We start from the raw sequence: 20,971 nt of genomic DNA, 5'->3' as shown, positions 1-20,971 counted from the left end.
TTTTTTCATTTTTTTCAATATTTCACGCAAAAAATATTGAATATTGTTGTATTTTTATAAATATAAATGCATTTTTTTATACACAATGCATATATTTCTTTTATTCTGGTATGAAGCACATTTCAGGTTTACTATACCAGTTTTTATATTTATTTTTTATTTATTCATTTCTTTTTTCCTTTCCATTTGCTTTTTAAGAACTGACAACGTATAATTTGATTATAATTTACAAGTAAATTATAATATTAGGAGTTCTTATGAAAAAAAATTTATTAACTTTAGATGTTGCATTATCAAAAGAAATCAAATACATGCTAAAGGAAGAACACTATCTTCCAGGTGACAAACTGCCTTCGGAACGAAAGCTGGCAGAGCTGTTTCATGTACAACGCTTAACTGTTCGTGGAGCCTTGAATCTGTTACTTCAAGATAAAACAATTATCTCAAAACCACGAAGTGGTTATTACGTAGCGCCTAAACGCATTTTACAATCCATTCGTAATTTTTCCTTACATTCAGAGGAAGATAGCGGACAATTAACTTACGAATTATATGATTTCAAAAAAATAGAAGCAGATAACTATCTTGCAAGCGAAATGTTACTTCCTGAAAAATCGAAAATATACAAAATTGTTTGGCTTTATTCAGATGGTACTCAACCAATTTGTATCAATACAACTTATATTCCTGAATATATCTATCCAGATCTCACCCAACAAATTGCTGCTTCTGCTCCTGCAATTGATTTGATTACAAACAATTGTCAAATAACCTTGGCAAAATCGAATCAAAAAGTCACCTTACTTTACGCAGACACAAAGACTGCTCAAATTTTAAATATTCCTGTTGATAGCCCTTTAATGAAATACAAAGGGCTCATGTATGATAAACAAGGACATCTTGCAGTCTTTTTTGAAAATAATATGCTAATTGATCGTTTTGGTTTTATCAGGGAGGTAGTTTTATGAGCAATGATGATGTATTAGCCGCACAAATAAAATCTAGTATCATTACAAAAATTAAAACACAGGAATATCTTCCTGGGGAGTTGCTTCCTAGCGAACGGGATTTTGCAACAATGTATAGTGTAAGTCGGTATTTGATTCATGACATCTTTGACGAATTAATTAGCCAACATTACTTAATTCGCGTTCACGGAAAGGGAACTTTTGTCCGCAAACCCGAACAAAATCGAGTTGCTTTAGGAGTACTAAATGAATCAAAAAATGCCAGCTTTACCTCTTTAGTTCGTAACTTTGGTATTGAAATTTCCAATAAATGCTTAGGCACAGGTATAATCAAAAACAGAAAATACTTTGCAGATAAACTTGGACTTTCTGAAGAAGATGAAATATACGGTATTCATCGAATTCGTCTTGGAAACAAGGAACCTCTTGCAATTGAGTTTACCTATGTTCCTCTTCATTTTTTTTCAGATATCGATAATTACAATTTTGAGCACATATCGCTTTATGATTATATGAAATCCAAAAATCATTTGCCTGTAAAATTTAATGAGACAATGATGATGGTAGAAGCTGGCGAAAAACTTCAAAAGCACCTTCATCTTCCAAGTGCCACCTCTATCGTCAACTATATTGAATTCATAGGATACGATGAAAATAGTAATTTAGTTGAATATACAGAAAGTTATTCACGCCCTGATAAACTTGAAGTGCGCTTTGTCACAAATGATATCTAAATTCACTTTAATTTTACCATTTAGTATGTGTATGCACCATAAACAAAACAAGATAGAATATACACAAAATAATACTTTTTTAGGAGCGGGGAAAATTGACCACCTAAAGCCGCTTAGAATTAACCATTTTTAGTCGGATAGAAAAGCTTTTCCTTGAAATTTTCTTCACGCTTGTCATCGAATACAGCAGAAGCATTGTTTAGGGTGTCTTAATTTATGAGACCATTATAGTACTCAATATAACAAAAATAAGGACAGCTTTTTAGAACCTCATTAGTTCAAAAAACTGTCCTTATTTTACATCCTATCGTTTTTTATCTTTTATGTTTTCTTTTCTGTATTTGTGCGGTGTCATTCCGTAACGTTTCTTAAATTGCCTGAAAAAATAGCTTTGATTCTCATACCCGACAATCCATGGCTATTTCTTCAATCGAAAGCTTTGTATCGCACAACAGAAGAACGTCATCTGAAATCTTTTTCTTTGCAGAAGCTCCTGAAAATTGTATCCGGTTTTTTGCTTTATCAGCTTGTATCGCGATTATGTGATTGAAGAAGCCATTTTATTCTCCGGTGCAAGCCCGAGGAGGGACGGCGTCTGCTTCAGTTCACGAATAAACCGATCAGTACAATCAGCACTTTTTTGTGTTTTTCAGACCAGAACCACTTTCAGACTGCCCTCAAAAAACAGTTTGGTATAACTCCAAACGAATACAGGCGCAAGCGGTCATAAACCGTCCTGCGCCTGATGATGTCACCATGATCGGATTCGATGATCTGCCGATTGCAGATTCTTTATATATCACATTTCTTATACTTCTCTTAAGTGCTGCTTGATCCTTGCAGTAAGTTTTCCATCCACATTATCGATCAGGATCGTATCTCCGCTGCCAACATTTCCTTCCAGGATCAGTTTAGCTGCCTCGGTTTCAACATTCTTCTGAAGATATCTCTTCAATGGTCTTGCACCATAGGTCGGATCATATCCGCCTTCCACTACAAGCTGTTTGGCTGCTTCGGTAAGCTCGATCCTCAGTTCTTTATCTGCAAGCCGTTTATTGATATCATTGACAAGCAGGCTGATGATAGAGTAGACATTATCTTTCGTCAGCGGACGGAACATAATCGTCTCATCCAGACGGTTCAGAAATTCCGGTCTGAAATGTGCTCTCAGATCATTCATGACCATCTCCTCTGCCTCTGGTTTGATATCGCCATTTTCATCGATACCATCCAGCAGATAAGAAGATCCAATGTTCGATGTCATGATCAGGATCGTATTCTTGAAATCAACGGTACGTCCCTGTGAGTCCGTGATACGTCCGTCATCCAGTACCTGCAGAAGTACGTTAAATACATCCGGATGTGCTTTTTCTACTTCATCGAAAAGCACTACGGAATACGGTTTTCTGCGAACGGCTTCCGTAAGCTGACCGCCCTCATCATATCCGACATATCCCGGAGGCGCTCCGATCAGACGGGACACGGAATATTTCTCCATGTACTCACTCATATCGATACGCACCATATTGTTCTCATCATCAAACAGATTCTCGGCAAGTGCTTTTGCAAGCTCTGTCTTACCTACACCTGTAGGTCCAAGAAAGAGGAAAGAACCAATCGGCTTAGTCGGATCTTTGATTCCTGCTTTGGAACGGATGATTGCATCGGTTACTTTCGTAACGCCTTCGTCCTGTCCGATGACACGTTTGTGAAGTTCATCTGCAAGGTGCAGTGTCTTGCTTCTCTCGCTTTCGTTTAATTTTGCAACCGGAATACCAGTCCAGCGGGAAATAATCTTGGCAATCTCATCATCGGTAACACTTTCATGAACCAGTGACAGATCTTCATCTTTTACCTTTGCTTCCTCTTCTTCCAGCTGTTTCTGCAACTGTGGAAGACGTCCGTACTGAAGCTCTGCTGCCTTGTTCAGATCATAGCTCCTCTGAGCTGCTTCGATTTCACGGTTCAGCTGTTCAATCTGCTCACGGATCTTCTGTACATGTTCAACAGAATGTTTTTCGTTATCCCACTGTGCTTTCTGCTTTGCGAATTTTTCCCGTTCTTCGGCAAGTTCTTCCTGCAGTTTCTGCAGTCTTTCCTTGCTCAGTCGGTCATCCTCTTTCTTCAAAGCAGCTTCTTCAATCTCCAGCTGCATGATCTTACGGTTCAGTTCATCCAGCTCTGTCGGCATAGAATCCAGCTCTGTCTTAATGGATGCACATGCTTCATCAACCAGGTCGATTGCCTTATCCGGAAGGAAACGGTCTGAAATATAACGGTTACTCAGAGTAACCGCCGCAACCAGTGCGCTGTCTGTGATCTTGACACCATGGAATACTTCATAACGCTCTTTCAATCCACGAAGGATAGAAATGGCATCCTCAACTGAAGGCTCATCCACCATAACCGGCTGGAAACGACGTTCCAGAGCGGCATCCTTTTCAATATACTGGCGATACTCATCCAGAGTTGTCGCACCGATACAATGCAGTTCACCACGGGCAAGCATTGGTTTTAACATATTTCCGGCGTCCATTGCACCGTCTGACTTTCCGGCACCTACAATGGTATGCAGCTCATCGATAAACAGAATGATGTTTCCATCACTGTTCTTGACTTCTTCCAAAACTGCTTTCAGACGCTCTTCAAATTCACCACGATACTTGGCACCTGCAACCAGTGCTCCCATATCCAGTGCAAATACTTTTTTATCTTTCAAAGCTTCCGGTACATCACCACGCACGATACGCTGTGCCAGACCTTCTACTGCTGCTGTCTTACCTACACCAGGTTCACCGATCAGAACCGGGTTGTTCTTTGTCTTACGTGACAGGATACGGATCACATTCCGAATCTCTGCATCACGTCCGATGACCGGATCCAGCTTCTGCTCCCTGGCTTTTTCTACCAGATCTTCCCCGTATTTGTTCAAGGTATCATAAGTAGCTTCCGGATTATCACTGGTTACTCGCTGATTACCTCTTACCGAAGAAAGTACCTGAAGGAAGCTTTCCCTTGTGATTCCAAGTTCCTTCATCATACCTTTGATCTCACGGTTCGCATATTTCAGAAGTGCGAGGAACAGATGCTCAACCGATACATATTCATCACCCATCTGCTTTGCCTCATCCTCGCCATGGATCAGCACATTATTCAGATTCTGACCAATATACATCTGACCGCCCTGTACCTTCGGACGCTTCCGTAAAAGCTCTTCCACACGGTTCATCATCGTCTCTTTTGTAATGCCCATCTTCTCAATCAGCTTGAGAATCAGGCTGTCATCTATTGTAAGCAAAGAATACAGAAGATGTTCCTGTTCAATTTCCTGGTTGCCATAATCTGCCGCAATCTTTTCAAGGTTCTGTACTGCTGCCATAGAACTTTGTGTAAATTTATTGATATTCATAACATGAGTCCCTCCTTTGCCTTGCTATCTTTGTTCTACTCGAACTATAGCACTTGTTATTAGCACTGTCAATAGTCGAGTGCTAAATCTATATAAATTTTTACTTCCCTGTCAAATCATCGGACTCATTTTCTAAGTCCCATCTATATGAAACGCCCCGGATCCTTTATCTTCCTCCGGCAGCGGCTTTCTTATATTCCATCAGTTTCTGTCTTGCTTCTGCATTTAAATGTCTCGGAACCTGAATTTGTACCGTTACATACTGATCACCATGGACATTTGCATCCTTCATGGAAACGATTCCTTTTCCTCTTAAACGAATCCTGCTTCCTGACTGTGTTCCTTCTTTGATTTTGCACATCACATCACCATACAGGGTATGCACCCTTGCTTCTCCACCAAACACAGCAGTTGTATAAGGAATGCTGACCGTTGTATAAACATCCATACCTTTTCGTTCATATCCGGCTTTTGGCTGAACAGTTACTTTCAGAAGCAGATCTCCTGCACCGCCTTTTCCGGTTCCCGGCATTCCTTTTCCGCGAAGTCTTATGCTCTTTCCGCTGTCAATTCCTGCCGGAATATGCACCTCAAGTGTCTGTGCTTTTCCGCTCTGATCCTGCAAGGTAATTCTTTTATCACATCCAAATGCTGCCTCATCAAATGTAACAGACACACTGGCATTCAGATCCTGACCTTTCTGATCAAAGCCTGCTGATCCGTGACCGCCAAATCCTCCGAAGCCACCAAATCCGGATCCATCGTCATAGAAACTGCTTCTGTGAAAACCATGACCTCCGAAACCATCTGTGCTCTTACTGCTGCTTCCATGGAAGATATCTTTAAACATATCTCCGAAAATATCATCTGCATTTCCTGTAAAATGATACTCCTGATATCCTCCAGGACCACTTTTGAATCCCTGGAAACCATTTTCGAATCCACTGCCCTGATAGCTGCCTCCTGCAGACTGGTCAAATGCAGCGTGTCCGAACTGATCGTACATCTTCTTCTTTTCCGGATCACTCAGTACCGAATAAGCTTCTGTTACTTCTTTGAATTTCTTTTCTGCATCCGGATTTCCGGCATTGGTATCCGGATGATACTTCTTCGCCAGCTTCCGGTAAGCTTTTTTGATTGTCTTCTCATCTGCATTCTTTGCTACTCCGAGCACCTCGTAGTAATCCCGCTTTGCTGCCATGCTCTGTCACCTCCTGCCTGTAAAACACCCCGGAGATTGCTCTCCGGGGGAAATTTATCTTCTATATTAACCTTCAATTGTGATATATTTCTTCTCTTCTACCGCTGGTTTTGCTTCTTTTTTCGGAACAAAGAGTTTCAGAATACCATGTTTAAATTCTGCTTTGATATCTTCTTCTGTGATATCTTCACCAACATAGTAACTTCTTTGACATGCTCCTGCGTAACGTTCACGGCGGATATACCTGCCGGTTTCTTTCTCCTGTTCATCCTGATCAAGACCTTTCGCCGCACTGACTGTCAGATAACCATCTTTCAATTCTGCAGTAACTTCATCTTTCTTGAACCCTGGAAGATCAATCTCAAGTTCATATCCATCTTTCATTTCCTTGATATCTGTCTTCATCAGATTATTCGCATGATGTCCATAGAGCTTCTTTTCTGCTCTGTTCTCTGCTTTATCTGCATATCCGTAAAACGGAAATCCAAACCAATCATCATCAAATAAATTATTATTAAAAATACTAGGCATTAACATAAGTCCTGTCTCCTTTCAAACACTCATAATACGTTCGGAACACTTTCTGGCGAACCTTTCTTTTCGTTCCCCTTCCTTTGTTCTATCTGTACTATAGCACGCATTATTAGCACTGTCAATAGGTGAGTGCTAATAATTTTGTGAAGATTTTGTGAACGAACTTGCAAAGGCGTCTATTTTTGCTATTTTATAGGGCGACAGCCCGGCAACGAGGAAATTCTTTCCCGAGCTGTGCATGGCGTATCTCTCAGCTTCCCAGGGATTTTTCACTTGCTTTCGCACTCGATTTTCTTGATTTGACCACATTTTTACGACAAATCTTCGGAAAAATATATTCGTCTGATTTTCTTACTACACTTCTCCAGCAATATCATATTTTCTGACAAAATTTTGTACTTTGTTCCACTCTTTTCTAACTGTGCTTTATACTTTTCACACTCCTGTACAATCGCTTTTTTTGCATACTCTGTCGTTTCTCCATCATGATTTGAAAAAACAATGTCTAAGTGATACAAGCTGCTTTAATTCTTTTCATTATAACTACATCTCTTTCAATTTAAAGATACGTCACATAGAAAAAGGGATCCTTCACTCAGTAAATTTGAATGAAATGATCCCTAATTTTCATGTAAATCGTACTTGGTTTTACAATATTAATTATACTTTATTTTTTGAAAAATGTAAGCAAATTTTTATTTTGCACACTCAATAATTATCGCTTCACATCTGTCATATCCAAGCTGTGAGCTGTTCAGACACAGCGTATAATTGCTCGTTTTTCCCCATTTCTGATCCGTATAAAAATTATAATTCGTCATACGCCTTTTATCTGTATCTGCCATCATTTTGACAGCTTCCTTTTCTTCTACATTATATAACCCCATAATTCGCTTTGTTTTTTCCGGCATATCCCCATAGATAAATACATTCAGCACATCGTCCCTATCCTTCAGAATATAGTCTGCATTTCTTCCGATAATCACACAAGATTCCTTATCAGCCAGTTCTAAGATAACCTTTCTCTGTGCCTCATACACCATGTCTTCTACTGATTTTCCTGTAATATCACGTCCGGCAAATGCATATGCAAATAATCCTTTTTTCGGAGATAATTCTGCATTTTTCTGAACATACTCCGGTGACAAACCGGACTTCTCTGCAATGTCATTAATAATATTTTTATCATAATAAGCAATCCCAAGTTTCTTCGCTACTTTTTCTCCGATGAAACGTCCACCGCTTCCAAATTCTCTACTGATTGTAATAATTCTTTTCGCCATCTCTGATTCCTCCTTAATTCAAAACATCTACTTTATTTTTTTTGATTCTCTTTAAAAATACATAACCTGCAAAACATGAAACTATTTCAGTAATCGGAAATGACCACCAGATCAATGAAATGCCCATCTGTCCATTTCTGACAAACATAGAAAAAATTCCGGCCAGCGGCAGTATAATAATGAGCTGTCTCAAAAGCGAAATAACAAGGGACTCTATACCACCATTCAGTGCCTGATAAATACCCTGATAAGCAATATTGATGCCTGCAAACAAAAAGCTGACTGAGATTATTCTCATTGCTTCAATAAAATATTCTCTTGACTGTCCCGCATTAAACAGCGTTGCAAATGCTCCGGGGAAAATCTCTGTGATTGTAATTCCCAGAATCATTAACACAATTGTATAGATCAGACCATATTTGATTCCATCCTGAATTCTCTTTTTACTTCTCATTCCATAAGCAAATGCAATGATCGGGGTGATCGCATCTCGCAGACCAAAAGCGAGAAACAGTACAAACTGTTGAACTTTATAAAATAATCCATAGGCTGTCTGTGCTGCTGGATTGAACTTCAGGATCAGATTCATCACATAAACCATAATGGACATCAATGCCTGTGCAATGATTGCCGGAAGTCCGATTGTATAGATTTCTTTGATAATTCCGCCATCCGGCTTCATGTATTTTGCCCCATGCTCGAATTCCTTATTGAATTTGATATGAAAGATAAGCAATAATACTGCGGATGCTACCTGACCAATTACAGTTGCATAAGCTGCACCTTTCACTCCCATTTCCGGGCAAGGACCAATACCATAAATCATGATCGGATCAAGGATAATATTTACAACGGCTCCAACCACCTGACCAATTGTGGAATAAAGAGAACGACCTGTTGCCTGTAATAACTTTTCAAATAAAGAAAAGAAAATAATACCAAAAGAGATTACGCAGCATATCCTCAGATAGCTGACTCCCATCTCCAATACTTCTGTATCTACTGTCTGTGATGAAATATATGCTTTCACCCCAAAGATACCAAACAGTAAGCAGACCACATAAATGATCACTCCAAGAAACAGACTGTTTCCTGCTACCTTTGCTGCTTTTTTACTATTCCCTTGACCAAGTGTCCTTGCCAGAAGTGCATTGGTTCCTACACCCGTTCCGATTCCTACTGCGACCATAAGCATCTGAACCGGGAATACCAAAGTCAATGCATTTAATGCTGCCTCACTGCCTACTCTCATATTTCCTACAAATGCACTGTCTACAATGTTATAGACTGCCTGCAATGCCATAGATAGGATCATCGGGATTCCCATCTGGACCATCAGCTTATTTACCGGCATCTCCTTCATCTTGTTGCTTTCCGCCATTTTTTAAACTCCTTTCTTTTTGGCACAAAAAAAGTGCGCACCTTGTCATATAAGCTGGACTTACGCTGACACGCTACACACTTTTTCATGGCGATATTGATTTTTGCAAAATGAAAACGAGTAGCTGGTAAACTGGATTTACGCTTACTTGCTACTCGTTTCTTGTAATTATATTTCCTCTTTTTCAAAAAGTCAAACAAAATTTTCCTTACATTCTCTCTTCTTTTTACGCATAACAAAAGCGGGTGATGGGAATCGAACCCACGTATCCAGCTTGGAAGGCTGGTGTTCTACCATTGAACTACACCCGCGTCTTAAAGACAAATAATATAATATCACATCTCAGAAAAAATGCAAGTCTTTTTTTCAATTTTTGATTACTTTTTGTTCACTTTATTTTCTGATCGCTATTTTATCTATTTCGGTTCTTTTCCTTCCATTTCCACATATATTTTATCAATCACCTGTTTTCTATCCGATCGGAGTTCCTTTTATGTTTTCCAGATTAAAATCAAAAAATATTATACGGATCTGTTTTCTTTTCCTTGCGGCTTTCTTTGTGGGAACCGGCGTTGCATTTCTGCATGATCATTTCTTTCCAGCCGCTGTTCCCACCTCTTCTGAAGGCAACTGGGGGCTCAGCTTCCAAACGGATGGGGATCCCCCTGTCGGCAATGCCACATTTGACGAGTTGAAAAAATTTGATGCCTTTTACGCACAGGACACCGGCGAAAAGGTAATCTACCTTACTTTCGATGCCGGTTATGAAAATGGAAATACACCGGCTATTCTGGAAGCTCTTACGAAACATCAGGCTCCGGCAACGTTCTTCGTCGTCGGCACACTTCTGGAAAGCAATCCAGAACTTATCAAACAGATCCTCGCTGCCGGTAACACCATCGGCAACCACACCTGGCATCACAAAGACATGTCACAGATTTCTACAATGGAATCCTTTTCTGAAGAAATCCAGACAGTTGAAAAACTGTATCAGCAGATCACCGGACAGGAAATTTCCAGATTTTATCGTCCACCACAAGGCAAATACAGCGAAGCCAACCTGAAAATGGCACAGGATCTTGGCTATCATACCTTCTTCTGGAGTCTCGCCTACGTCGACTGGTATCAGGATAGCCAGCCATCCCACGAAGAGGCTTTTGAAAAGCTGCTTGGGAGGATCCATCCCGGTGCCATCGTTTTACTCCACAGTACATCCTCTACAAACGCTGAAATCTTAGATGAACTTCTCACCAAATGGGAAGAAATGGGTTATCATTTTGCTTCTCTTGATGACCTTATAAAAGCTACTGCATCTTAGGAATTTTTCTCTGTCACTTTATCGGAGGATTCTCTAATCGATCAGTCCATATTTCTTCATCGCATAAGCAATTCCATCTTCTTCAACGGTCTTTGTAACAAATTCTGTATAAGGTTCCAGCACCTGGTCATGCGCGCCCATCGCAATCGCATGCCCAGCATGCCGGAACATGGCCAGATCATTGCTGCTGTCTCCAAATACATACGACTGATCTCTCGTCATTCCAAAATGCTCCAGTACCCAGTCAATCGCAGTTCCTTTTGTATAGCCCTTCAGGATACATTCAAACGTATTACTTCCACGGTCGATTACTTCCATATCATCTTTGATAAATTCAAAAAATGCTTTTACATCACTTTTTTCATCCGTATAAATAAAGATTTTATCATATGGACATCTTCTCTGCTCCATATAACGCTCGATTCCAAGTCCACGGTTATTCATGTATTTTTTTGTATTTTCCAATCTGTCAAATCTTGAAACTCTTGAAGTGAAATACACATCTTCCGCTCCCTCAAAAATCCCATCAATCTGACATTTTGTCATATAATCAGCGATCTCATCGCCCCTCTCCGGATCCAGATGCTTTTCAAAAATAATTTCTTCATCAAATGTAAAATAAATCCCACATCCACACAAATATCCATCAAATGGAAGTTTTTTCAGTTCCACCGGAACACTGCAGTATGTTCTTCCTGTATTGATAAATAAAAAATGTCCTGCGTCGTGTGCCCTTTTAAGTGCATCTACCGTACTTGCGGGAATCTCTTTTGTAATCTCACTGAGTACGGTCCCATCAATATCAAAAAATAATGCTGCTCTATTCATTCTACCTTTTCCTCCCGGTTATACTCCAATTACACGATACTCATTATACTCATATCTCACCATTATGCGCAACCCTTTTTCATTTTGTGCAAAATATCTGTGATAAATGCCCTTTTGACTTCTCCATATAAAAGTAATATAATAGATGTTGTACAATTTGAAAAAGGGGTAATAATAATGAATAAAAGAATCGATAAGAAAAAACAGAAAAGAACACTTGAATCAGCAGTAACTGCTACAGCTACATCATCAGCACCGGCTACGGCAACTCCTGTTGTAGAGATAAAAGAAGTTGTAAAAGAAGTCAAAGTACCAGTAGAAGTTCCTGCCAAAAATCCTGCATTTTATGTTCAGTACCAGAGTGCAGAATATACTGTAGCCGCTATCACAGAACGTGTGATCGCTGACTGCAATGCAAAGGGACACGCTGTAGAAAATCCGGAAGCTCTCTCCATTTATCTGAAACCAGAAGATAAAAAAGCATATTACACCCTTGGAGGGTTCAATGGATATATTGAATTATAAAGGAGTATTTTATGGCGCTTAACTTTCAACAGCTTGGAATGCTTGCAAAACTGAAATCCGCATTTTCCACTTTTCAACAGGAGCATCCTAAATTTATGCCTTTTATTCATGCAGTAAAAGGAGATGCATGCCGCAAAGACAGCATCATCGAAATCTCCGTCAAATCTCCGGAAGGACGGAATTATACCACTAATTTCCGTGTTACCGAAAAGGATTTGGAACTTATCCAGATGCTGAAAGATATGCAGGAAAACTAATAAAGTATACAAAAGCAGGTAAGAAAGGATAGAATTTCTTACCTGCTCTTTTTCTATCTTACTTTAGCATTTCTTTGCTAATACAAAGGAATGGCCTTCCATTTTTATTGCCTGAAGGCTGACTTTTTTACCGGTATATAAATCTATATACTCTCCCTCTTCTTCGATCCAGGCTGTCCGGTCCTCTTCTGCGAAATTAAAAAGTGCTGTCATCTGCTCGCCTTCCAGTTCCCGCACAACTCCAAGGATTCCATTTTCCCAGGTATCAAGCGTCCAGACATTTGCCGATGCGTCAAATACTTTTTCCTTACTTCGGATGGATCTAAGTTTTCCAATTCCATCAAACAGTTCTTTTTGTACCGTTCCTTTTCTCTTTCGTCCGTCTGCCAGCTTCCAGTCAAATTTTCCTCTGTGGATATACCTGGAATCAACCCGTTTTTCCGGATCATTTTTATAAGTATAATCATTTACCTGACCAATCTCATCTCCACTGTAAAGCATTGGAATTCCGGATTGCACCATCATATATGCATGCAGCATCAGATCAAATCTGACTGCTCTTTTCTTCTTTTCTTCATTTTGTTCAAATCCGGCACTTTCAATTCCACACATGGAAGCTGTCGTTGCACAGAATCTGGCATCTCCTGTTATCGGATCTTCATTATAAAGTTCCCCGCGGCTCACACTTTCTGCGATCTTTCCCGTGAAGAAGTCATTCAGATATCTTTTGTGCGGGACTTCCTGCATTCCCCAACCGGCAAGTGTCTGGAAATCCAATCCCCATCCAATATCATCATGACATCTGAGGTAATTTAAGAAAGTATACTCTTTCGGAAGGTTGTTCATAATATCAAGCTGCATCCGTAAAAGTCTGGTATCTCTCGTCGCAACCGTATTCCATGTAGTAGCCATCATGGTTACATTATAAAGCATATGACATTCCGGCTTTTCTATGGTGCCAAAATAAGGAACTACTTTTTCCGGTTCCATCACGACTTCCCCTAATAATACAACCGACGGACACACAATCTCCCCGATCATACGCATCATCCTGACTATCGTGTGTACCTGTGGAAGATTTCTGCAGCTTGTCCCCATTTCCTTCCAGATATAAGGAACTGCATCGATCCGCAGAATGTCAATCCCCTGATTGACCAGGAAAAGGAAATTATACATCATTTCGTTAAACACCCTCGGATTCTTATAATTCAGATCCCACTGGTAAGGATAAAAGGTAGTCAACACGTAGTGTCCGATTTCAGGAAGCCAGGTGAAATTCCCCGGTGCAGTTTCCGGAAATACCTGTGGCACTGTTTTCTCATATTCTCTGACATAGTTTTCATTGTCACAGAAAAAATATCGGCTCATATATTCGCCTTCACCCATTCTTGCCTTCTGTGCCCATTCATGATCTTCGGAAGTATGGTTCATTACAAAATCCATACACAGATTCATGTCTTTTTCATGGCAGGCTTCAGCCAGATCTGCAAGGTCTTCTATGGTTCCAAGTTCCGGCTTTACTTTTCTGAAATCCGCAACCGCATAGCCTCCATCGGATCTTCCCTTTGGCGAATCGAGAAACGGCATCAGATGAACGCAGTTTACACCACATTCTTCCAGATACTTAAGCTTTCCTTTGACTCCTCTTAAATTTCCGGCGAAATTATCAATATACAACATCATTCCCAGCATGTTTTTTTTACGATACCACGCCTGATCCTTTTCCTTCTCCAGATCTCTCTTTCGAAGTTTCGCATTTCTTGCATGATAGTAATTCTGCATCTGTTCACAAAGCTCTGCAAACATTGCTTCATTATCATATAATTCCATATAGAGCCAGCGAAGCTCATCCATATGCTTCGCCAGTCTCTTTTCAAAAATATCATTTGTTTTTCTCATTTTTACTCGACCATTTCCAGATAAATCTGATATGCTTTGTACTCACCAAATTCAAGCGGCATCGGAATTCCAACTTCCATCAGCGCCTCTGCCGGATAAATTTTTCCGGTATTTGAATCTTTATAGAATTGTCCGGCACACAGACCTTTCATTTTTACATAATTTACTGTCATGTTTCCATGGATTTCAAGCATAACTACATTTACAAGTACTTCTTTCCCATCTTCTGATGCAAATTCCCATGCACCGATTTCTTCTACGAATGGATTACTCAGTCGATAGTAAAGTCCATTTTGTACAAGCTGTGCATATTTTTTGTATTCTACTATCTGTTCCCTGATCTCTCTGCGCTCTTCATCTGTCATTTTCGCCGGATCCAGTTCATAGCCGAAGGTTCCTGCCATGGCACAGACACCTCTTGTATGGAGTGATGTCTTTCTTCCTGTCTGATGATTCGGAACTGCAGATACGTGAGATCCAACTGCAGATACCGGATACCCAAAGGATGTTCCGTATTGGATCCTTACACGATCCACTGCATCGGTATTGTCACTGCACCAGATCTGTGGTGTATAATACAGCATTCCCGCGTCAAAACGCCCTCCACCACCACTGCAGCCTTCGATCAGAAGGTCTGGATAGCGGCTTATAATACGCTCCAGGAAATCATAAAGTCCAAGCATGTAGTCATACTGCACACTGCCCTGTTCTTCTGCTGTCATAGAATATATTTCTGCCATACTTCGGTTCATATCCCATTTTACATATTCGATATTTCCCTGATCGAGCACCTGACACATCTGCTCATAAACAGCATCCACAACTTCTTTTCTCGAAAAATCAAGGAGCAGCTGGTTTCTTCCTTTTACCGGTTTTCTTCCCGGAATCTGAATTGCCCAGTCCGGATGTTCACGGTAAAGATCACTGTCTTCATTTACCATCTCCGGCTCAAACCAGAGCCCGAATTTAACACCTAACGCATTGATCCTGCTGATCAGGTCACCAAGACTTCCCTGCAGCTTTTCTTCATTAACCTTCCAGTCGCCAAGTCCACTGTTGTCATCATTTCGACTTCCAAACCATCCATCGTCCAGTACAACCATATCGATTCCCAGATCCTTTGCCTGCTCGGCAAGATGATAGATATCTTCTCCCGTAAAATCAAAATAGCATGCTTCCCAACTGTTGATCAGTACCGGTCTTACTTTTTCTTTATATTTTCCGCGACACAGATTTTTACGAATACATCTCTGCAGATTCTGGGAAAGCTTTCCGAGTCCCTGATTGCTGCAGGTTAAAATAACTTCCGGAATCACAAATTCCTGTCCTTTTTCCAATGGATAAGAAAACTGCTCTTCCTGCAGTCCCATCTGCATTCTTGTCTGTCCAAACTGATCCTTCTCTACTTCTGCTTTAAATCCTCCGCTGTATACAAAGGACATTCCATAACAAGTACCTGCGTCTTCCGTCGTTTCTTTTTCTGCCAGTATCATCATCGGATTGTACTGATGGCTGGATGTTCCTCTGCGGCTTCCAATTACAAAAGCTCCATGTCCTACCGATGTTCTTTGCATATTTCTTTCCATCGCATGGCGGCCGTAAAATGAAATTACGTCAAATTCACCATGAACGAAATCGATACAGGCTGCCTGTGCTTTTGTCAGTCTGATTTTATCTTCTTCTGTATTGATCACTTTTGCACTTCTTGTGATCACATCATACTCCGGAAGAACTCCATAAAGTAATTCTACCTGTAATCCTGTCACCTGATCTTTCATATAAATGATCAGAGTCTGGGCTTCCTCTTCGGCAGCATAAACTGCCGGAAGTCCCTTCAAATTATATTTTCCATCACAAATCTCATATCCCTGATATCTAAGATCGCATCCAAAAGAACCATCTGCATTTACAAGATCAAGCACCGGACTCCTGAAATCTCCTGTCAGTCGACACGGAAATTCCTGCGGCAGCACATCAAGGGAATATGTTCTTTCATTTCCTGTATCATGCGGATTTCCTGAGAAGCCACGGTCTGCATAGGTCAGAAGATAGTCCATAACTCCATCTGTCTTTCTTCCATAATATAAATGCAGTAAAAATCCATATGCATCAATTTGCATCTGATACGTTGTATTTTGGGTATGTAATGTAAATGTTTTTGCTTTCTCGTTGTATATGATTCCCATATTCTTCTCCTTAAGCTTCTGTCAAATTTATTTTACTGCGCCATTTACAACACCGTTCAGAATCTGTTTCTGACAGATCAGATAGAAAATCAAAATCGGAAGCAGTGCCAGTAAATAGGATGCAAATGCAAGATTATAATTGGTTCCAAATTGTGTCTGGAATGTCATCTGTGCAAGTGGCAGTGTGTTCACATCACTACCTGCCAGAATTACAAGTGGTGTCATAACATCATTCCATGTACCAAGTGCTGTAAGTACCGCTACTGTTGCATGCATCGGTTTCATGATTGGGAAAATAACGCTCCAGTAAGTTTTCCAGGTTGTTGCCCCGTCTACATGTGCAGCCTCTTCCAGTGCCATCGGAATATTTTTCAGATAACCGGAGTATAAGAGCACATTCATCGGCATATAAAATACAAGATAACACAAAATAACACCGAAAATATTGTCAATTCTCATCTGTGCTGTCTGCTTCACAAGTGGCATCATCAAAATTGCAAATGGAACAAACATACCGCTTACAATATAAAGATAGGCTACTTTGTAAAATTTACTGGTACTTTTACTTCTTCCGATCACATAACCGATCATAGAATGAATCAGAATGGAAAGAACTACCGTTACAATCGTTATCAGCACACTGTTGCCCAGTGAATGCCAGAAATCTGTTACACGCATTGCTTCTGCAAAGTTAGAAAAGCTCCAGCTTTTTGGCAGTGATAAGATTCCGGAAATACTGTTTGTCATTTCCGACGGTTTCTTAAATGCAATCACAACTGTAAGATAAAGAGGAAAAATAACGGTTACAAGACCCAGAATCAATAAAATTGTGATTGGCCAGTTTACTCTTTCTTTCACCTTTACTTTCATTATAACTGTTCCTCCTTATTTCCCAAAAAGTTCATCTGTAATACAGAGATCACAACGATCACTACAAAGAACACAACTGCATTGGCACTCTGGAACCCAAACTGTCCTCCGGCCATACCATTGTTATAAATCAAAAATGAAATTGATTCTGTACTCTGCGCCGGACCTCCTTTGGTAAGAGCCATGATCTGATCAAATACCATCAGAAAATTCTTCATACAAAGTACCATATTGATGGTAAAGAATGGAAGGATCAGTGGAAATGTCAGATTCTTGAATTTTTTCCATCCGGTCGCTCCATCAAGAGAACCTGCTTCGTATACATCCTCCGGTACCGTCTGAAGTCCGGAAATATAAATAATCGTATTCATTGCAACAGACTGCCATGCACATACAATTACGATCGCAACCCATGCCCATTTTGAGCTTGCCAGGATACTGTCACCTTTTCCGCCCATCATTTTTACAACTGCCGGAAGAATATAAGTGAAAAAGTAATTGAAAATATAGCCCACTACAAGTGCTCCTAAAATATTTGGAACGAAATACATTCCTCTGAGTGCACTTTTAAATTTAATTTTACTGTTTAATCCAAGAGCTAAAACAAGACTTAACACATTTACAACTATTGTTGCAACAATTGCAAGCTTGAATGTAAACAGGTAGGATTTCCCGACTCTTGCATCAGTAAATAAGTCTGTATAATTCCGAATACCTACCCAGTCAAACTCGCCATATCCTCGAAAATTTGTAAAACTATAAATAACACCTTTAATAAGTGGCAGCGTATTAAAGCAGAAAAACAACGCAAGTATCGGTATCGTAATCAGTAAAAATGTCCGCTCTCTGCCATTCATCCTTTTCAATTTATTCATGATCTGTATCCCTCCTACTTGCCTGCTTCATAATCTTCCATCATACGAATGATATCCCTGTTATATCTAATCCAGTCTTTGTCAAATTTTTTCAGGAATGCGTCAACATCCTGGTTTATGAGAAATGTCTGGATTTGTGCATCGACTGCCATTTCTGACGGATAATAGTGGTCCTGGTAATCCGCCATACGGTTATCCTGAATATATGGTTTCATATCTTCCAGCTCCGGAGCCAGTGCAAAATCTTCATCTTTACAAGGCACTGCATTCTGCGCATCTAAGTATGCCTGGATACTTTCATGATCCATCAGAAAATCAAGGACTTCATATGCCGCTTCTTTATTTTCACATGCATCCATCACGCAGAACTGCAAATCTACTCCTGAATTTAATACATTGTCCTCTTCAGAATCATTAGCCGGCATAACAAAGGATCCGATATTCATATCCGGATTTACAGATTTGATCTGCGGAATTGCATAGCTTCCGATTGTATACATCGCTGATTCACCATTTGCAAATGCAGTACATGCATCGTTGTATCCGTATCCAAACGGTCCATCTTCACCATAATTTAACAATTCAAGCATTTTTTCTGCCACTTGCGGATATTCTTTGGAGAAGGTTGTTTCTCCCTTATTCACCTGCTGACAAACATCGGATGGTGCAAGTCCGACTGCAAGTGCATTCCAAGGTGCAAGGCAGGTCCAGGTATCTTTATATCCAAAATAAAGTGGCTGGATTCCTTCATTCTGAATCTCCTCGCAAAGAGAAATAAATTCATCCCAGGTCTGCGGAATCTCCCATCCATGTTCCGCAAACATATCTTTGTTATAGAGCACTCCTGCCGCATTTGCCACATACGGAAGCCCATATGTTCCTTCTGTCGGAACAAACTCCAATCCTTCAATAATATCCAGATAAGCAGGTTTTACTTCACTAAGTCCTTCATAATCTGAAAGGTCAGCCAGTATTCCTGAATCAACAAAATACGAATAATTGATATCTCCTCCGATTCCGATAATATCCGGATAATCTTCTCTGATAAAACGTGTTTTCAAAATTGTTGTCGCATCATTTGGGGAAGATATTTTTAAATGGATATCATCATGTGTCTCATTAAATTCTTTTTCGAGCTGTTCAAATATATCTACCGCCTCTGGTTTATACTGAACAAGTTCAATTTCCACTTTTCCGCTTTTTGGATTTTGCTGACATCCCTGTAATACAGCTGATGCCATCAGAATACAGGACATTCCCAAAACAATTGCTGCTCTTTTCCTTCTCATTTTTTCTCCTTCCTCACAGGTATATTCGTTTTTAGTTACCGCTCGATATATCAAGTACTTTCTTTATAGTTGTATTATAACATACCATTATGCGACTAAAAATATCATTGCATTTGAAGTTTTATTCCAAAATGCTATTATTTTCTTCTTTTTTGCTAAAGGCATAGCATTTTGGTATATTTTAGTTGCAATCTATTTATTAAATCAGTAGAATAAATATATATATCAACTGACTTAACATCTGCTAAACATCATTTTTTCACGGCAGAGCACCTATGAGAAAGGAATTATTATGAAAGAACTTATGTTTTCAGTATTTCCAAGCGAGAATTTTGTCGATCTTGGATTGTATCAGTTTGGTTACGAACAATGTGAACCGGCGCATAGTTTTGGTCCTGCCGTCCGTAATCATTTTCTTTTTCACTACATTATCTCCGGCACCGGAATTTTAATGGCAAATGATTCTCACGGTGTCACACAGACCTATCACGTAAAAAGTGGCCAGGGCTTTATGATTTTCCCCGGTCAGATCAATACTTATATCTCTGATGAAAAACTCCCATGGGAATATACATGGATTGAATTTGACGGACTACGTGCAAAGGAAACCATTGAACTTTCCGGACTTAGTTTGGATAATCCGATTTATAAAGCTACTTCTAAGGATCTGCGTGAAATACTGAAAGAAGAACTTCTCTATATTGCAAGTCACGGAGACGCTACACCATTTCACCTGATCGGGCATCTCTATCTTGCAATTGATGCTCTTATTCGTTCTACTTCCATCATGCAGACATCAAAAATCAGCCGTCTTCAGGATTTTTATATCCATGAAGCCCTATCTTATATAGAGCAGAATTTCCAAAACGATATTTCTGTCGAAAACATCGCTGCTGTATGCGGATTAAACCGCAGTTATTTCGGAAAAATATTCAAAGACGGAATTGGAAAATCTCCTCAGGAATTTTTGTTGAATTATAGAATGATTAAAGCTGCTGAATTATTAAAACTGACAAAGCTTTCCATTAAAGATGTAGGTAATGCAGTCGGTTATCCCAACCAATTACATTTTTCCAGAGCATTTAAAAATATTTATGGAATATCGCCAAGAGACTGGCGTAATCAGAACAGACTTAAACAATAATAGAAAAAGAATGCTGCAGTTCAGACTGTGCATTCTATTTTTATTATTTAATATGTAATAATAAAGAATGTGCCTAGGCTCGTAGTGCCTTTTATTTAACAGGAAGTTCCTACGGATTTTGCTATGCAATAAAAAAACTGCAAACCCTTACGGTTTACAGCTCCCTTACTTTTTTCATGTACCTTCAAAACCACATACAAATTTAAATCTCTACTCCATCCATTCTTCCTTACCCTGTCCTACCTTCTTGGTTATGCCCTCGACCGATTA

Annotated in this window: 19 protein-coding genes and 1 tRNA gene; 7 read left to right on the top strand and 13 right to left on the bottom strand. The window is 39.7% G+C overall.

Annotation, left to right across the window (positions count from 1 at the left end; genetic code table 11):
- Positions 1-257: 257 nt before the first annotated feature.
- Complete coding sequence (locus PGY05_RS14555; RefSeq protein ID WP_118198798.1) at positions 258-968, top strand: GntR family transcriptional regulator; 711 nt, start codon at positions 258-260, stop codon at positions 966-968.
- The gene (locus PGY05_RS14550; RefSeq protein WP_055246324.1) at positions 965-1,702 is read left to right on the top strand and encodes a GntR family transcriptional regulator; all 738 of its coding nucleotides are present in this window, start codon (positions 965-967) and stop codon (positions 1,700-1,702) included. Before PGY05_RS14555 ends, PGY05_RS14550 begins: the two co-directional genes overlap by 4 nt.
- Positions 1,703-2,006: 304 nt before the next feature.
- Here PGY05_RS14550 and PGY05_RS16720 read toward each other — a convergent pair whose 3' ends face one another.
- Positions 2,007-2,114 (bottom strand): helix-turn-helix domain-containing protein, encoded by a 108-nt coding sequence (locus PGY05_RS16720; RefSeq protein WP_242859504.1) that lies wholly within the window; start codon positions 2,112-2,114, stop codon positions 2,007-2,009.
- 150 nt (positions 2,115-2,264) lie between these two features.
- On the opposite strand from PGY05_RS16720, the gene PGY05_RS16715 reads away from it, so the two are divergent.
- Entirely contained in the window at positions 2,265-2,432 is a 168-nt protein-coding gene (locus PGY05_RS16715) for a helix-turn-helix domain-containing protein (protein WP_270476239.1), read from the top strand.
- A gap of 78 nt (positions 2,433-2,510) precedes the next feature.
- On the opposite strand, the gene clpB is transcribed toward PGY05_RS16715, so the two are convergent.
- The 6 genes from clpB to PGY05_RS14510 all read right to left on the bottom strand — a co-directional run bounded on the left by clpB (position 2,511) and on the right by PGY05_RS14510 (position 9,821).
- Complete coding sequence (clpB, locus tag PGY05_RS14535) at positions 2,511-5,111, bottom strand: ATP-dependent chaperone ClpB (protein ID WP_008370859.1); 2,601 nt, start codon at positions 5,109-5,111, stop codon at positions 2,511-2,513.
- 166 nt (positions 5,112-5,277) lie between these two features.
- Positions 5,278-6,312, bottom strand: coding sequence for a DnaJ C-terminal domain-containing protein (locus PGY05_RS14530; RefSeq protein ID WP_270476212.1), 1,035 nt, complete (start codon positions 6,310-6,312; stop codon positions 5,278-5,280).
- A 66-nt stretch (positions 6,313-6,378) separates the two neighbouring features.
- Positions 6,379-6,849, bottom strand: a complete 471-nt coding sequence (locus PGY05_RS14525; protein ID WP_008370865.1) for an Hsp20/alpha crystallin family protein — start codon at positions 6,847-6,849, stop codon at positions 6,379-6,381.
- A 692-nt stretch (positions 6,850-7,541) separates the two neighbouring features.
- Complete coding sequence (locus PGY05_RS14520) at positions 7,542-8,129, bottom strand: cytidylate kinase-like family protein (protein WP_022219921.1); 588 nt, start codon at positions 8,127-8,129, stop codon at positions 7,542-7,544.
- 13 nt (positions 8,130-8,142) lie between these two features.
- Complete coding sequence (locus tag PGY05_RS14515) at positions 8,143-9,510, bottom strand: MATE family efflux transporter (RefSeq protein WP_055261416.1); 1,368 nt, start codon at positions 9,508-9,510, stop codon at positions 8,143-8,145.
- A gap of 240 nt (positions 9,511-9,750) precedes the next feature.
- Positions 9,751-9,821: transfer RNA gene (locus PGY05_RS14510), tRNA-Gly, on the bottom strand.
- A gap of 182 nt (positions 9,822-10,003) precedes the next feature.
- Between PGY05_RS14510 and PGY05_RS14505 the strand changes: the two genes are divergently transcribed.
- The gene (locus PGY05_RS14505) at positions 10,004-10,828 is read left to right on the top strand and encodes a polysaccharide deacetylase family protein (protein ID WP_270476210.1); all 825 of its coding nucleotides are present in this window, start codon (positions 10,004-10,006) and stop codon (positions 10,826-10,828) included.
- A 33-nt stretch (positions 10,829-10,861) separates the two neighbouring features.
- Here the strand turns inward: PGY05_RS14505 and PGY05_RS14500 are convergent, their stop codons facing one another.
- Entirely contained in the window at positions 10,862-11,656 is a 795-nt protein-coding gene (locus PGY05_RS14500) for a Cof-type HAD-IIB family hydrolase (protein WP_022219871.1), read from the bottom strand.
- A gap of 177 nt (positions 11,657-11,833) precedes the next feature.
- On the opposite strand from PGY05_RS14500, the gene PGY05_RS14495 reads away from it, so the two are divergent.
- Both PGY05_RS14495 and PGY05_RS14490 read left to right on the top strand, forming a co-directional pair.
- On the top strand, positions 11,834-12,181 hold the full coding sequence (locus PGY05_RS14495; RefSeq protein WP_022219870.1) for a DUF6465 family protein: 348 nt from the start codon (positions 11,834-11,836) through the stop codon (positions 12,179-12,181).
- Between the two features lie 11 nt (positions 12,182-12,192).
- Complete coding sequence (locus PGY05_RS14490) at positions 12,193-12,438, top strand: hypothetical protein (RefSeq protein ID WP_270476209.1); 246 nt, start codon at positions 12,193-12,195, stop codon at positions 12,436-12,438.
- Between the two features lie 63 nt (positions 12,439-12,501).
- Here the strand turns inward: PGY05_RS14490 and PGY05_RS14485 are convergent, their stop codons facing one another.
- The 5 genes from PGY05_RS14485 to PGY05_RS14465 are packed head-to-tail and all read right to left on the bottom strand — an operon-like array spanning position 12,502 to position 19,557.
- A complete protein-coding gene (locus PGY05_RS14485) occupies positions 12,502-14,337 on the bottom strand; it encodes an alpha-amylase family protein (RefSeq protein WP_270476208.1) in 1,836 nt (611 codons plus the stop codon).
- A gap of 2 nt (positions 14,338-14,339) precedes the next feature.
- Positions 14,340-16,523, bottom strand: coding sequence for an alpha-galactosidase (locus tag PGY05_RS14480; RefSeq protein ID WP_270476206.1), 2,184 nt, complete (start codon positions 16,521-16,523; stop codon positions 14,340-14,342).
- Positions 16,524-16,550: 27 nt separating this feature from the next.
- Complete coding sequence (locus tag PGY05_RS14475; RefSeq protein ID WP_008370890.1) at positions 16,551-17,393, bottom strand: carbohydrate ABC transporter permease; 843 nt, start codon at positions 17,391-17,393, stop codon at positions 16,551-16,553.
- Positions 17,393-18,268 (bottom strand): carbohydrate ABC transporter permease, encoded by an 876-nt coding sequence (locus PGY05_RS14470; protein WP_008370893.1) that lies wholly within the window; start codon positions 18,266-18,268, stop codon positions 17,393-17,395. The genes PGY05_RS14475 and PGY05_RS14470 overlap by 1 nt, the downstream gene beginning before the upstream one ends.
- 14 nt (positions 18,269-18,282) lie before the next feature.
- Positions 18,283-19,557 carry an ABC transporter substrate-binding protein gene (locus PGY05_RS14465; RefSeq protein WP_195488741.1) on the bottom strand — a complete coding sequence of 425 codons (1,275 nt, stop codon included), beginning with the start codon at positions 19,555-19,557 and terminating at the stop codon, positions 18,283-18,285.
- A gap of 292 nt (positions 19,558-19,849) precedes the next feature.
- Between PGY05_RS14465 and PGY05_RS14460 the strand changes: the two genes are divergently transcribed.
- Complete coding sequence (locus PGY05_RS14460; RefSeq protein ID WP_008370897.1) at positions 19,850-20,701, top strand: AraC family transcriptional regulator; 852 nt, start codon at positions 19,850-19,852, stop codon at positions 20,699-20,701.
- Positions 20,702-20,971: the final 270 nt, after the last annotated feature.

The organism is Coprococcus sp. AF51-11b1, from assembly GCF_027682785.1.
Lineage (GTDB): Bacteria > Bacillota > Clostridia > Lachnospirales > Lachnospiraceae > Allocoprococcus > Allocoprococcus comes.
Note: the sequence above shows the minus strand (reverse complement) of the source record. Positions and strands in the feature narration are given on the sequence as shown.